Source organism: Saccharibacter floricola DSM 15669 (assembly GCF_000378165.1).
Taxonomy (GTDB): domain Bacteria; phylum Pseudomonadota; class Alphaproteobacteria; order Acetobacterales; family Acetobacteraceae; genus Saccharibacter; species Saccharibacter floricola.
In genome coordinates this window covers 16,455-29,632 of sequence record NZ_KB899350.1, presented here as the reverse complement: position 1 = coordinate 29,632, position 13,178 = coordinate 16,455, and the positions used below count along the sequence as shown (strand labels likewise).

General features: G+C 50.8%; 10 protein-coding genes and 3 tRNA genes. 10 read left to right on the top strand and 3 right to left on the bottom strand.

The genetic code is table 11. The features are described from left to right. The coding region (locus tag F457_RS13665; protein WP_018981242.1) for an autotransporter family protein at positions 1 to 2,691 on the top strand (2,691 nt) is incomplete at its 5' end. A 240-nt stretch (positions 2,692 to 2,931) separates the two neighbouring features. On the opposite strand, the gene F457_RS0111240 is transcribed toward F457_RS13665, so the two are convergent. Further along, positions 2,932 to 3,603 (bottom strand): LON peptidase substrate-binding domain-containing protein, encoded by a 672-nt coding sequence (locus tag F457_RS0111240; protein WP_018981241.1) that lies wholly within the window; start codon positions 3,601 to 3,603, stop codon positions 2,932 to 2,934. A 429-nt stretch (positions 3,604 to 4,032) separates the two neighbouring features. Between F457_RS0111240 and F457_RS0111230 the strand changes: the two genes are divergently transcribed. Then, a tRNA-Gly gene (locus tag F457_RS0111230) sits at positions 4,033 to 4,107 on the top strand. Positions 4,108 to 4,339: 232 nt separating this feature from the next. Here the strand turns inward: F457_RS0111230 and F457_RS14140 are convergent. Beyond that, entirely contained in the window at positions 4,340 to 4,687 is a 348-nt protein-coding gene (locus F457_RS14140; protein ID WP_211209052.1) for a hypothetical protein, read from the bottom strand. Between the two features lie 666 nt (positions 4,688 to 5,353). Beyond that, positions 5,354 to 5,878, bottom strand: a complete 525-nt coding sequence (gene ppa / locus F457_RS0111220) for an inorganic diphosphatase (RefSeq protein WP_018981239.1) — start codon at positions 5,876 to 5,878, stop codon at positions 5,354 to 5,356. Positions 5,879 to 6,056: 178 nt separating this feature from the next. On the opposite strand from ppa, the gene F457_RS0111215 reads away from it, so the two are divergent. From F457_RS0111215 to F457_RS0111180, 8 genes are all read left to right on the top strand, one after another. After that, positions 6,057 to 6,130 (top strand) — tRNA-Ile (locus F457_RS0111215). Positions 6,131 to 6,246: 116 nt separating this feature from the next. Then, a complete protein-coding gene (gene ettA, locus F457_RS0111210) occupies positions 6,247 to 7,926 on the top strand; it encodes an energy-dependent translational throttle protein EttA (protein WP_018981238.1) in 1,680 nt (559 codons plus the stop codon). 53 nt (positions 7,927 to 7,979) lie between these two features. Then, positions 7,980 to 8,489, top strand: a complete 510-nt coding sequence (locus F457_RS0111205; RefSeq protein WP_018981237.1) for a GNAT family N-acetyltransferase — start codon at positions 7,980 to 7,982, stop codon at positions 8,487 to 8,489. A gap of 22 nt (positions 8,490 to 8,511) precedes the next feature. Next, the gene (gene argC, locus F457_RS0111200) at positions 8,512 to 9,423 is read left to right on the top strand and encodes an N-acetyl-gamma-glutamyl-phosphate reductase (protein ID WP_018981236.1); all 912 of its coding nucleotides are present in this window, start codon (positions 8,512 to 8,514) and stop codon (positions 9,421 to 9,423) included. 95 nt (positions 9,424 to 9,518) lie between these two features. Further along, positions 9,519 to 9,604 (top strand) — tRNA-Leu (locus tag F457_RS0111195). Positions 9,605 to 9,722: 118 nt separating this feature from the next. Next, positions 9,723 to 10,676: a GIY-YIG nuclease family protein gene (locus F457_RS0111190; RefSeq protein WP_018981235.1), complete on the top strand. Its 954-nt coding sequence runs from the start codon at positions 9,723 to 9,725 to the stop codon at positions 10,674 to 10,676. A 163-nt stretch (positions 10,677 to 10,839) separates the two neighbouring features. Beyond that, complete coding sequence (locus F457_RS0111185) at positions 10,840 to 12,003, top strand: phosphoserine transaminase (RefSeq protein ID WP_018981234.1); 1,164 nt, start codon at positions 10,840 to 10,842, stop codon at positions 12,001 to 12,003. After that, a complete protein-coding gene (locus F457_RS0111180; RefSeq protein ID WP_156809453.1) occupies positions 12,003 to 13,139 on the top strand; it encodes an ATP phosphoribosyltransferase regulatory subunit in 1,137 nt (378 codons plus the stop codon). The genes F457_RS0111185 and F457_RS0111180 overlap by 1 nt, the downstream gene beginning before the upstream one ends. Positions 13,140 to 13,178 lie beyond the last annotated feature (39 nt).

Genomic DNA, 13,178 nt, shown 5'->3' with positions numbered 1-13,178 from the left:
AATGACGGCGCGACGGTAGGCTCTCTTTCCAGTAAGGGAGCTGGTGAAAGCGTCACGCTGAATGGTAATGCTGGTGTTGCGAAAGACCTTTCGAATGCGGATGGCAATTTAACCCTTAACGACCATGCGTATGTTGGTGGGAATGTCACGAGTACGAACGGGAATGTTGCACTTAATGGCACTTCTCAGATGGGCTCTCTCACAACTTCCGGGCAGGGAACGCAGGTTGCGCTCACCAATAATGCGAAAATTGCTGGTGATCTGAGCAATAAAGATGGAGCTGTTACGTTAAAGGATAGTGCAGCAGCAGGCTCTCTGAATAATTCTGGGCAGGGGAGTTCTGTTAGCCTCTTTGACCATGCTGCAGTTGGTACGCTTAATAATACAGATGGAAAAGTTGCTCTTCAGGGGGCTGGTGTCCATGCAGACACGCTTAGCAGCAGTGGTGGCAGCGTTGATGTTGCGCAAAAAGCAACCGTCAATGATCTTAATATCCAGAATACGGCGCTCACGCTGAATGATGCGACTGTCAATGGAACTTTGGCAGCGAGTGGCACTAATACTCTTGGTGTTGGGGCCCAAGGAGCAAACATTAATACTCTTTCACTTCATGATGGTGGTAACTCCATTCAAATGAAAAATGTGGATGGTAACCTGACGATTAATAGTCTGAAGGGAACATTGCGAACACCATTTGGAAGTGGTGGGAATGTTATTGTCAATAATGCAAATAACAATACGCTTGTTTTTGCTGACAACAATACGTACTCCCATGAGATTAAAGTGAATGATGGTACTGTTAGTGTTGGTGATGGAAAAACAAGTGGGTATGTTACGAGTGATCTGAACGTTAATAAGGGGCATATTGAGCTTAATAACGTTAATAACACTAACTTCGCCAATGTGATCTCTGGGGATACTGACTTCACTCAAAACACAAATATTGCCACTGTTTTTACGGGAAACCATACCTATACGGGTGAGACGCATATTCGTGCAGGGTCGCTTGAAGTCAATGGTGATGAGAGTAAGGCAACGGGCGATACCAAAATGGATGCTGGTACAACCTTGTCAGGTCAGGGCACTGTTGGTGGGTCTGTTAATATGGCCTCCGGCTCTACCTTATCTCCAGGAACGGCTAATAACCCTCTTGGGTCTTTGACGATCAATAAAGATCTTAATATGAACCAGGGATCAGTGCTCAGTGTTAATGCTCTGTCACAGGGAACAGGAAAAACGATCACTAATGATTCTGGGACAACATATAATGTCCTTAAGAGCAATAGTGTCGTTGTGAATGGAACCGCTAACTTTACAGGGAATGACTTTCATTTCCACGTGACTGGGGATACGTCTCTTCGTTATGGGCAAGCTTATGTGATCGCTACATCATCGAATAAGATCAATGTGAGCGATATTTCACAGGCAACGAAGAATCTGATCGCTAATTCCAATTTAACAATTGGACGTTCTTCCTTCGTTATTCCGGAATTGGAGAATATTTCTGACCCTGTATTGGCTCTGGTGGCGGCACGTAGCAATCTGACGTACGCTAGTATCGCAACATCCCGTAATACACGTGCGGCTGGTGCAGGGCTTGATAGCTTGGATGTTAATACCCCTCTTTCGCAGCTCTTTATGCCCATGTCTGAAGGGGAGGCGCGCTCTCATCTAGGTGCTCTTTCGGGTGAAGTTCATGCCTCTGTGCGCACGGCGCTTATTCAAGATAGCTTCTTTGTTCGTGATGCGGTGTTTGACCGTCTCGACAGTGCGGATTGCGATGGAAGCTCCAGTAACGGGATCAGTACGGCTAGTGTTAAAACAGGGCGCAAAACCAGTGCTTGCCTAGCGCATGAGCCAGTCCTGTGGGGACGCGCTCTAGGGAGCCTTGGTCATAACTCTGGTGATGGCAATGCGTCCACCATGCATCACTCCACCGCTGGATTTATTATGGGTGTGGATGCGCCTATCTTTAATACGTGGCGTATTGGGACGATGGTCAGCTATGGGCATTCAATGTTCAATATCAATAATGGCCTAAGCTCCTCTGGCCATAGCGATAATATCTCCATTGGGGGTTACGCTGGACGGCATTGGGGGAACTTGCATCTGCGCTTAGGTGCTTCCTATACGTGGAACATTATGAGCATGCGTCGTTCAGTTGCGATCAATACATTTAGCGATCGCCTCAGCAGTGGTTATATGGGTGGAACGGCCCAGGGCTTTGGTGAGTTGGCTTATAAAATTCATGCAGGTAAGAGAACGGTGTTTGAGCCTTTCGCGAATGGGGCTTATGTCAATCAGCATACAGACCATTATCGTGAGCATGGTGGGTCTTCTGCGTTGGTTGGGCGTTCTATGAATACAGGTGTGACGTTCGCAACGTTTGGTTTGCGTGCTTCAACATCCTTCTTTATGGGACGTACGCTCTTCACACCTCATGGCTCTGCGGCTTATCGTCATACATTCGGTCTGACGTCGTCTAGCGTGAATCAAGCCTTCGCTTCGACCGGTTTACGGAACGGGATGGATGTGTCGAGTGTGCCGCTTTCACGAGATGCTGCTGTTGTGAATCTCGGGGTGGCTGCGAAGCTTTCTGATCGTGTGAATGTTGATCTGTCTTACATTGGGCAGTACGGGAATCATTCGGTTGATAGTGGAGCCCAAGCTTCTGTCAAGGCAGCCTTCTAAGCAGCAGGCAGCGTGTTGTTAAAGGAATACCCCGGTCAGATTATTCTGGCCGGGGTATTTTTATGGAAAGTTGCTATAAAACGGCTGGGGTTGTGGAAAGATGTTATCGTAAGGGTTCACAGAGTCGCATTGTTGAGCTTGATTTCTAAAAGCCAAAGAGGGGAGGTATTGATCGCTATTCCCATACTGTACAGGATTATAAGGGTGCTATCCCGACCATTGAGCTGTCATCATCGCTTTTTATGATGTGTGCGTGTTGTTATGCAGGATGTTGAGCAGAACGGTGGCGCGTTCGTTCATGTCCGAGGCCTCAAGAAGTGTTTGTTTCTCAACCGCGTTAAAGGGCAGGAGCATCGGCAGCTCGGTCAACAAGCGTTCATCGTCGAGATGTTGGAGGGCTTCCCAGTTTGTCTTGAGCTGGCGTGCATCAAGATAATGTTTAAGCAAGGGCATAAATTCGTCGCGATCAAGCGGAATAGAACTATTTTCGAGCAGATCTTGTGCGAAAGATGCTGCGTCGATGATGCCGTTACGCCATCCATGAGCGGTGAGTTCATCCCGAAGTAATGAAAACCGGCTGATGCCCGTTAAGGTAATGGAAAAGCAGCCATCATCATATTCGGTAAATGAGGTAACCCGACCCAAGGTACCGACTTTTTCGAGGGCTGGAACTTTTTGATTATCCGTTTCAGAGTGAGTGTGAGGCTGGATAATGCCAATGAGGCGCTCATGGGCAAGTGCTGCTTCAAGTAAGGCGATATAGCGTGGCTCAAAGACACTGAGGGGAAGGTGCCCGCCCGGCAATAGGAGGGTGCCCGTCAGAGGGAAAAGCCCGACACGAGGTGGAATGTCAGCTAGTGTTAGTCGTGTAAAAGAGGGAACGCGAGGTGAAGCACTTGGAGAATGAGTCATAAGGTCATCAGACAAGAAGGAAGTGAACACTGTTGCTGCGTGTTTGAATGATTAAACTGCGACAGTCCCTCACGCAGAAAAGAAACAGAGCCGCTCTGTTGCCACTTTGTATAAACGATTATCGCGAGATGTTACGAGTAGCTCAAGGAGGGAGTGGTTAATTTCGTAGAGAGCCGTGTGTGGTGAGGGGGTAAAAGTTAGGATCATAAGAGGAAACGCCCATTATTTTATAGTGATAAAGAGAAAAGAACAAACAGACAGGAGCTCGCTCCTTATTAAAAGACGTTGTTGCTGAATGAGGAAAGACAAGGGCGGAGAGAAATTTTCGAAGCTGAGAAAAGAAAGAACGAAAAAAAATCAAAAAAAACGCCTAGATGGGGTTGCATCTCATCCTTTTTTGAAGCATAAACCCTTCATCGACAACGGAATGCGGGCGTAGCTCAGGGGTAGAGCACAACCTTGCCAAGGTTGGGGTCGAGGGTTCGAATCCCTTCGCCCGCTCCAGTCGAGAAAATCACAGAATGTTTTATGATGCAACGCTCTTCCACTTTGGTAGGGCGTTTTTGTGTTTTGGGTTGTTCTTGTCTTTTCTATCCTTACCGAACCGTGAAGGGGGCGACTCATTATATGCATCGCAATGGGAGAGAGCTTTGTCCCTTATAGTCAATGAAGCCGCGGGGGCACTGTCGAAAGGGACGCTATTAGATTTTCCTGATTGTCGTCAGAATGCTGTTCCTCAACATTTTTCTCTGAGTCCTTCAAGCGGTAGAGCCATAACCTGCGAGGGAAGGAATGGCTGGGGAGGCAGAGCGGAACCTACGGAGACATAGGTTTGTTTGCCAATCCCTTGGAGAATGATGGTTCCGTCCTGTAGATGCCACATTTTTTGTGAACCGATCATGACAAGGCACGCTTTGGGTTTCTGGTTATAAGGGGCCGTTAACGCGTTGAGCTGTTGATAGGCGTCATCATCGACGAGAATAGCTTCAGAACCTTTTGAGCGGTATTCTAGGATTGATACGATGACATTCATGAACGGTGAAAAAGCCTGAGGAAGAACAGCGAGCATAGCTATTGCAACCATAATGGCTATTGCACTTCGTTTGAGAAGGATTTCCCAGTGTTTATTTGGGGAATCCATTATGAGCCAGCATACAAATCCTGCACAAAAAATATAACCAAAGAAGTAAGAGAGTTCTCCGCCTTTATGGAAGGCAATACCCCCAATCAATATGCAGGCGAAAAGAGATAGTCCGCCCCATACGTATTGTTCCCATGGCTTAGGAGGAAGTAAGAGATGAGAATTACGTCCTTCGGAGCGTATCGCTACGCATAGTACGGCTAACCAAGCGCTGAAGAGCATACCATAAAGAAAAGCAACTATAATGACGACGTTGCTAGTAATGCCGATAAAGGTGAGATTGAGTACAGATATGTTTTGTATCAGGTAAGGGAAAAGGCCGTACATAACGCTATGGAGGACGAGGATTGTGCCTCCAATTGGTAGGGCTATTAATGTAATAAGAGAGAGTGTTCCCTTTATTGTTGTATGATATTTATCAAGTGGATTTTGTTATTTTTCATCTTTCATGTTTTTCAACTCTGTATTTTATAATGGATTTGGGACGCATCTTAAAATAAAAAGAAATTTTTTTAAATAATCACTATATCTAGTGCTGGCTAGGCTTTTAAAGTTCTCAGCAAGAGGAGCGCACGGCCCCTCCCACCAAGAATACAACGCAAGAACGTCTTATTTTTTCGCAGCGGCGATGGATTCTTCAATCACTTTGCAGGCGGCATCTTTGTCAGCCCAGCCAGAGACTTTCACCCATTTGTTAGGCTCAAGGTCTTTGTAGCGCTCAAAGAAATGCGCGATGGATTTCAACGTGATCTCTGGCAGCTGGTTCACTGACGTAATGTCGTGGAACTGCGGATGGATTTTGTCATGTGGGACACAGATGAGCTTTTCATCGCGGCCGCTTTCATCTTCCATATGCAGCACGCCGATGGGGCGGGCACGAATAACGCTTCCAGGCACGACAGCGGCGGGGGTGAGCACGAGGGCATCTACCGGGTCGCCATCAGCGGCGAGTGTGTTGGGGATGAAGCCATAGGCTGTTGGGTAAGCCATTGGCGTGAAGAGGAAGCGATCCACAAAGATAGCGCCGCTTTCTTTGTCCACTTCATACTTTACGGAAGAGCCTTGCGGAATCTCAATGACGACATTGACATCATGAGGCACGTCTTTGCCTGCGGAGATTTTGGAAACGTCCATACTATCGGCACCTGTTAGAATAGAGTGTGTTCGGCCACATGGCCGTCCTATGATTTTACCGTGGGAAGAGGGCGCTGCCCAGAGGGGGAGTGAAGAAGATAATTTTCCCTTTCTGTGTTTTTTGGGTAAAATAGGCTTGAAAAAAAACTCATCTTAGGCGAAGAGATGCCCTGTCTATGCGCCTGTAGCTCAATTGGTTAGAGCCGGCCGCTCATAACGGCTTGGTTGCGGGTTCGAGTCCTGCCGGGCGCAGGTGACATCTTATAACGGGAGTGCCCCGGTTTTATCTTCGGGTTATTGTCGCCACTGGGCTTGTTATAATCCGGCTTCCGATGCCCACCTTACCTTTACGTTAGAGGAGACCTGCCATGGCCGCCTATCAGTATGTCTATGTCATGAAGGACCTCACAAAGGCCTATCCGGGTGGGCGTGAGGTTTTTAAAGGCATTACGCTATCCTTCCTTCCCGGTGTGAAGATCGGTGTTCTTGGTGTGAACGGCGCCGGTAAGTCCACCTTGCTGAAGATTATGGCAGGGATTGAGAAGGAATATGGCGGTGAGGCTTGGGCCGCCGAAGGCGTTAAGATCGGTTATCTGGAGCAGGAGCCTCAGCTTGATCCGAATCTCACGGTTGGCGAGAATGTGGCTCAGGGCTTTGGTGAGCTCAAGAAAGCGGTTGATCGCTTTAACGAGATTTCTGGCAAATTTGCCGAGCCCATGTCTGACGAGGAGATGAATGACCTCCTTGCAGAGCAGGCGGAGCTGCAGGAAAAGATTGATGCGGGTGAAGGCTGGGAGTTGGACCGCCGTTTAGAGATCGCGCTGGACGCGTTGCGTTGCCCACCGGCTGATAGTCCTGTGGAAAAGCTTTCTGGTGGTGAGCGCCGTCGTGTCGCTCTGTGCCGTTTGCTGATTGAAAAACCCGATATTTTGCTGCTCGATGAGCCGACCAACCATTTGGATGCGGAAAGCGTGGCATGGTTGGAAAAGACGCTGCGTGACTATACTGGTACCGTGATGGTCATCACCCATGACCGGTACTTCCTTGATAACATCACGAATTGGATTTTGGAGATTGAGCGCGGTCGCGGCTATCCATTTGAGGGGAATTACTCCTCTTGGTTGGAGCAGAAGCAGAAGCGCTTGGCCCAAGAAGAGAAAGAAGAAAGCTCTCGCCAGCGTGCTCTGGCAGCGGAAAAAGAGTGGATTTCCAGCTCTCCAAAGGCCCGTCAGGCGAAGAGCAAAGCCCGTATTACGCGTTATGAAGAGATGCTGGCAGCTGGTCAGGACGCAACGGGCGGCACGGCAGAGATCGTCATTACTCCAGGCCCACGTTTGGGCAGTGAGGTTATTGAAGCTGAAGATCTTTCCAAAGGTTTTGGTGAACGTCAGCTGATTGATAAGTTAAACTTCAAACTGCCACCGGGCGGTATTGTGGGTGTGATCGGGCCAAACGGTGCGGGTAAGTCCACGCTGTTTAAGATGATTACGGGTCAAGAAAAGCCAGACGCTGGTAAGTTGACCATCGGTGATACCGTCAAGCTTGGCTATGTGGATCAATCTCGTAATGACCTCGATGATAGCAAAACCGTGTGGGAAGAAATTTCCGGCGGGACGGATGTGATCCATCTTGGTAAACGTTCCGTGCCATCACGGGCCTATGTTGGTGCGTTTAACTTTAAAGGGCCAGACCAGCAAAAACGTATGGGCGTGCTTTCCGGTGGTGAGCGTAACCGCGTCCATCTGGCGAAGATGCTCAAAGAAGATAACAATGTTCTTCTGCTCGATGAGCCGACTAACGATCTGGACGTTGATACGTTGCGTGCGCTTGAAGAAGCGCTCGGTAACTTTGCCGGCTGTGCTGTGGTCGTCACCCATGACCGTTGGTTCCTTGACCGTTTGGCAACTCATATCTTGGCGTTTGAAGGCGATAGCCATGTGGAATGGTTTGAAGGGAACTTCCAAGAATATGAGGCAGATAAGCGTCGTCGCTTAGGCCCAGATTCTACAGAGCCAGGGCGGATTCGTTATCGTCCGATTGTGCGCTAACGGTAGAAAGATGACGGGCATAAGCCCGCTTATGGACAGAAAGGGGGTGCGCTGTGCTGGGCCATGAGCTACGGACAGCGCGCCTCGTCCTTCGTCCGGTCAATTGGCCAGATATGGAGGACATGGCGCGCCTCAAAGCTGATATTTGTGCTTTTGGGCGTATGCTGGGCGGGGTGCGGAGCCGCGTGCAGGCCGAAGCTGATATGGCCGAGGATGTCGCTTTATGGGCGCGTCGTGGCGTCGGTATTTTCTCTATTATTGAGCAAGGCCGTTTTGTCGGCATGACGGGCGTGCATGAACGCCCTGATGGGCGTGGGTTGGGGTTGCGTATCTCGATTTTCCCATGGGCTTCGGGGCGAGGGATTGCTCGTGAAGCTGCTGCCTGTGCACTCTCCTTTGTGCTCGATCGTGGGGAGGAGCGCGTTGTGGCGGTGGCGCGTGAGGATAACACAGCATCTCGTGTGATCTTAGGGGCGATCGGTATGACGCACCTTGAGTCGTTTGAAAGGGATGGCCATATCATGCTTCTCTATGAAAAACGGCAGCAGCGTTTTCAGTGGTGAATGTTGCCTAGAGGAGATGAACATGACGACGCGTATCTTTATTGACGGTGAAGCTGGGACAACAGGCTTGGGGATTCGTCGTCGTCTTGAGGAGCTCCCTTCCAACTATGGCTTTGAACTCCTGAGCATTGATCCAGCGTTGCGTAAAGAGGCGGATGCGCGCCGTGCGATGATGGAGCAAGCCGATATTACCGTGTTATGCCTGCCTGATGACGCCGCGCGTGAGGCTGTGGCGATTGGGCAGGAGACGCGAACCCGCTTTTTGGATGCAAGCACGGCTCATCGTGTGGATCCTGCATGGGTGTATGGTCTGCCGGAGCTGAATGAGCAGCACAGCCAGAAGATCGCTCAGGCTCGTTTTGTCAGCAATCCGGGATGTTATGCGACAGGAGCAATCGCTTTGCTTCATCCATTGGTCGATGCTGGCCTTATCCCGATGGATCATCCCGTGTCGATCAATGCGGTATCAGGTTATAGCGGCGGTGGCCGTAAGATGGTCGAGGATCATGAGCGTGAAGGCGGGCCAGCTTTTATGCTGTATGGTCTGTCGCTGAACCATAAGCATCTTCCAGAGATCACCCATTATAGCGGCCTAGCGCGGCATCCATTGTTTGTGCCGTCTGTTGGGCATTTCCCACAAGGGATGATTGTTTCCATCCCGCTGCATTTGGTGACACTTCCGGGCTGTCCGCTACCAGAAGAGCTTCACGACGCATTGAGCAAAGCGTATGCAGGAGCAAAGACGATTCGTGTTTGTGAAAGCGAGCCGAGCTTGCTAGCGGATACGCTTGCAGGGCGTGACGATATGGAGCTTCGCGTGCATGGGCAGGGGGGGCATGCTGTATTGACAGCTCGGCTGGATAATTTGGGTAAAGGTGCATCTGGAGCGGCGGTACGCAATCTTTTATTGATGAGCGGAGAGGAAAAACTCTGAAAGGGTTGATATTTTTCTCTTCTAGCTCTGGCCCTTTAGAGTGGGATAGAGTATAATCCCGCTCAACGCTCTGGTGACAGGGTCTGTTCTATAAAGCGAGAGTGGCGGAACTGGTAGACGCAGTCGGCTCAAAATCGACCGCCTTTAAGGCTTAGGGGTTCGAGTCCCCTCTCTCGCACCATAGATTTTGAAGAAGGGCCGCAAGGCCCTTTTTTTATTAGGGCAGAGCAAAGCTCTCTGATACGTCCAGCTTACGGGTCGTGCGATCTTTGCTGTAAGTTATACAGGAGCGGTGCTGGATGGGTGTCAATAAACGTTCTCTTGAGTTGTTCTATATTGATGGCCGCCCTGATGGCCTGTTAACTGCAGAAATTTTTGATTGGACGGGACATGTTCTCGTTGTGCCGCGTTTGCGTCTTAAGGAAGCGCTTGTACGTTCTGAAACAGCCCATGCAGGCGTATATCTTCTTTTGGGAGAGAATGAGCAGGGGCGGTTACGTGCTTATATCGGCGAAGCCGAAGAGTTGCGAACACGATTAGGGCAGCATGCGCGGGCAGATGATAAACAATGGTGGGAGAAAGCTGTTTTGGTGACGACGACCAATAATCAGCTTCACAAAGCGTATGGTCGTTATCTTGAGGCTCGTTTAATTGAACAGGCTCAAAAAGTGCAACGGGCTCTTCTAGAAAATAATACATCTCCCTCAGTCCCGGTTCTTCGTGAAGCAGAGCGGGCGAATATGGAAGGGTTTTTAGATAATCTTTTTATGGTGCTTCCTGCGGTGCGGGTAGATATGTTTATTGAAAATGCCCGTCCTGCTGGTTCCACGCTTCATCAGCAGCCTGTGTTGCCTCAGTATCTGGAAAATGAGCTGACCGATGACCAGCTGTCACGATTTGAGCTGAATTATCGTAAATATCACATTCGTGCGACGGCGGTACTTCAAGATGGTAATTTCGTGGTGGAAGCAGGATCAGAGGCTTATCCTCAATGGAAAGGGGATAAGAATTCGTCTTACAGCCACCGTCATGAGGAACTTTCCCGCAATGGTGTGCTGAAGCAGGACGGTCAAAAGGCTATTTTCGTCACAGATTATGTCTGTTCAAGCACCTCTGAAGCAGCGGCAATCGTGAAGGGACGCAGCGCTGCGGGGCCGACATCTTGGCGCCTTGTGGGAACGCACACAAGCTATAAGGAATGGGAAGCACAGAGGCTTGAGGAAGACGCTGTTTCTGTTGCGTCTTCGGAGTGATCGTGCCTTGACGCTCTGGGGAGCGTGTGACACCTAAAACAGCGTGGGATTTTAGTGGGAAAACCTGCTATTATTCTGCATTGTAAAGGCCCGGAGGCCAGGGTGGGAAAGCCTTGGTGTGCTAGGGTCTGGCTGTATTTTGCGAATGGGTCGATACGCTACTATGTCCTTTCCTAAACCTTCACGCCGTCCGGCACGACCATTTTTCTCTTCAGGGCCTTGTGTCAAACGCCCCGGATGGCACCCTGACGTGTTGGCGAATGCTTTGCTCGGTCGTTCTCATCGGGCTGCGGAAGGTCGGAAACGCCTCAATGAGGTCATTACACGGTCAGCTGAGCTGCTCGCTGTGCCGAAGGGATGGAAGGTTGGCATTGTTCCAGCTTCTGATACCGGCGCTGTTGAGATGATCTTATGGGCTTTAGCGGGGCAGCGTGGCGTTGATGTCCTGTCTTTTGAGAGCTTTTCAGGCACATGGGCGAAAGATTTACGGGATTCGCTGCAACTTAACGATCTGCGTGTGTTGGAAGCCCCTTATGGTGAGTTGCCAAACTTAGAGCAGATTGATTGGTCGCGTGATGTGGTGATGACGTGGAATGGCACAACCTCTGGTGTGTGTATGCCTTCTGTGGATGTCGTGCCCGAACAGCATGAAGGCCTCGCTATTTGCGATGCGACCTCGGCTGCTTTTGCGATGGATTTACCGTGGGATCGGCTCGATGTGGTGACATGGTCATGGCAGAAAGCACTGGGTGGTGAAGCAGCGCACGGGATGGTCGCCTTGAGCCCACGCGCTGTTGCGCGGCTGGAAGAGCCCGCACCGCGTGCCCTGCCAAAGATTTTCCGTCTCACCAATAAAAAGGGTCTGAACGAGGCGATTTTCCGTGGCGATACGATCAACACCCCGTCAATGCTCTGTGTGGAAGATGCGCTGGATGGGCTGAAATGGGCGGAAGAAATCGGTGGGTTGCCTGCGCTTAAAGCGCGCTCTCAGCGCAACCTCGCAGCGGTGAGCCGGTGGGTTGCGCAACGTGACTGGGTTGCTTTTTTGAGCGAGAAAGAGGCGACCCGTTCTTGCACCTCCATTTGCTTGAAGATTGTCGCCCCGTGGTTTACGGCGCTTCCTGTCGAAAAACAGGGTGAAGCGGTTACGTTCTTGACGCGTCAGGTGGCAGAAGAGAAGGCCGGGTATGATCTGGCTGCTTATCGTGATGCGCCAGCAGGGCTGCGTATCTGGGGCGGGGCCACGGTTGAAACAGATGATATTGACGCCCTTCTTCCATGGTTGGATTGGGCATGTGCACGTACGAAAGAGGTTTTTGAACAATGATGTCCAGCCCGGAAACATCCAGCCCAGCTTTATTGCCTATGGGGTTTGTGGACTTGCTGCCACAAGAGGCGGAAGCAGAAGCACGCGGTATTGCGAAGGTGATGGCGGTGTTTGGTCGTCATGGCTATGAGCGTGTACGCCCCCCTTTGCTAGAGTTTGAAAGCTCCTTGTTGAGCGGAGCCGGGGAAGCGCTGTCTGAGCAGAGCTTTCGGATGTTGGACCCTTCGTCACACCGGATGATGGCGCTGCGTCCTGATATGACAACGCAAATTGCTCGTATTGCTGAAGTGCGTTTGAAGGATCTACCACGCCCGTTGCGCCTGTCTTATTCAGGGGATTGTGTGGTTATCGGCACGCCGGGCCGTGAGGGGGAGCGCCAGATTGCGCAAGCTGGCATTGAGCTGATCGGCCCTGATAGTGCGCAAGCCGATGCGGAAGTGATCGCTCTGGGGGCTGAAGCGCTTCAAGCGATGGGCATTGAGCATATTTCTTTTGACCTGTCGATGCCGGTTTTGGTCTGGACGTTGATTGATGAATCGTTCGCTGGGACGGTGCGGGACAATCTCATTCATGCGCTCGACCGTCGTGATGCAGCGGCTGTGGCTGAGCAAGGCGGTGAATTGGCGGATCTGTTCCTTGGCATGATGAATGCGGCGGGCCCGGCTGAGCGAGCGTTGGAGCTTTTGGACACGCTGACCTTCCCAGAACGTCTCAAAGGGCATGTCGCTCGTTTGAAAGAGACGGTTCGGGCGGTGCTTCGTCGTGTGCCAGAGGTTCACGTCACGGTCGACCCGATTGATTTCCGTGGATGGCGCTATCATACCGGCGTGTGCATGACGGTTTTTGCTCTTCATTGTCGTGAGGAGCTCGGGCGTGGTGGGCGCTATCGTGCCGGGGCAGAAGATGCCTGTGGACTGACGTTGCATCCTCAAGCCTTGCTTCGTGTTGCTCCGCCGCTGTCTAAGACGTTGCGTTGTATGGTTCCGGCAGGTTTATCGAAGAAGGACTTGTCCAGTCTGCATGAGGCAGGCTATGCCACGGTCGCAGCGTTGGACGACGAGGCTGACCTGAAGGAGTCTGCTCGTCATCTACGGTGCAGCCATATCTGGCAGGATGGCGTAGCCGTTGCGCTCTGACTCCTGACATCACTGGTTCTTATTGTGTAACGCTCGAGG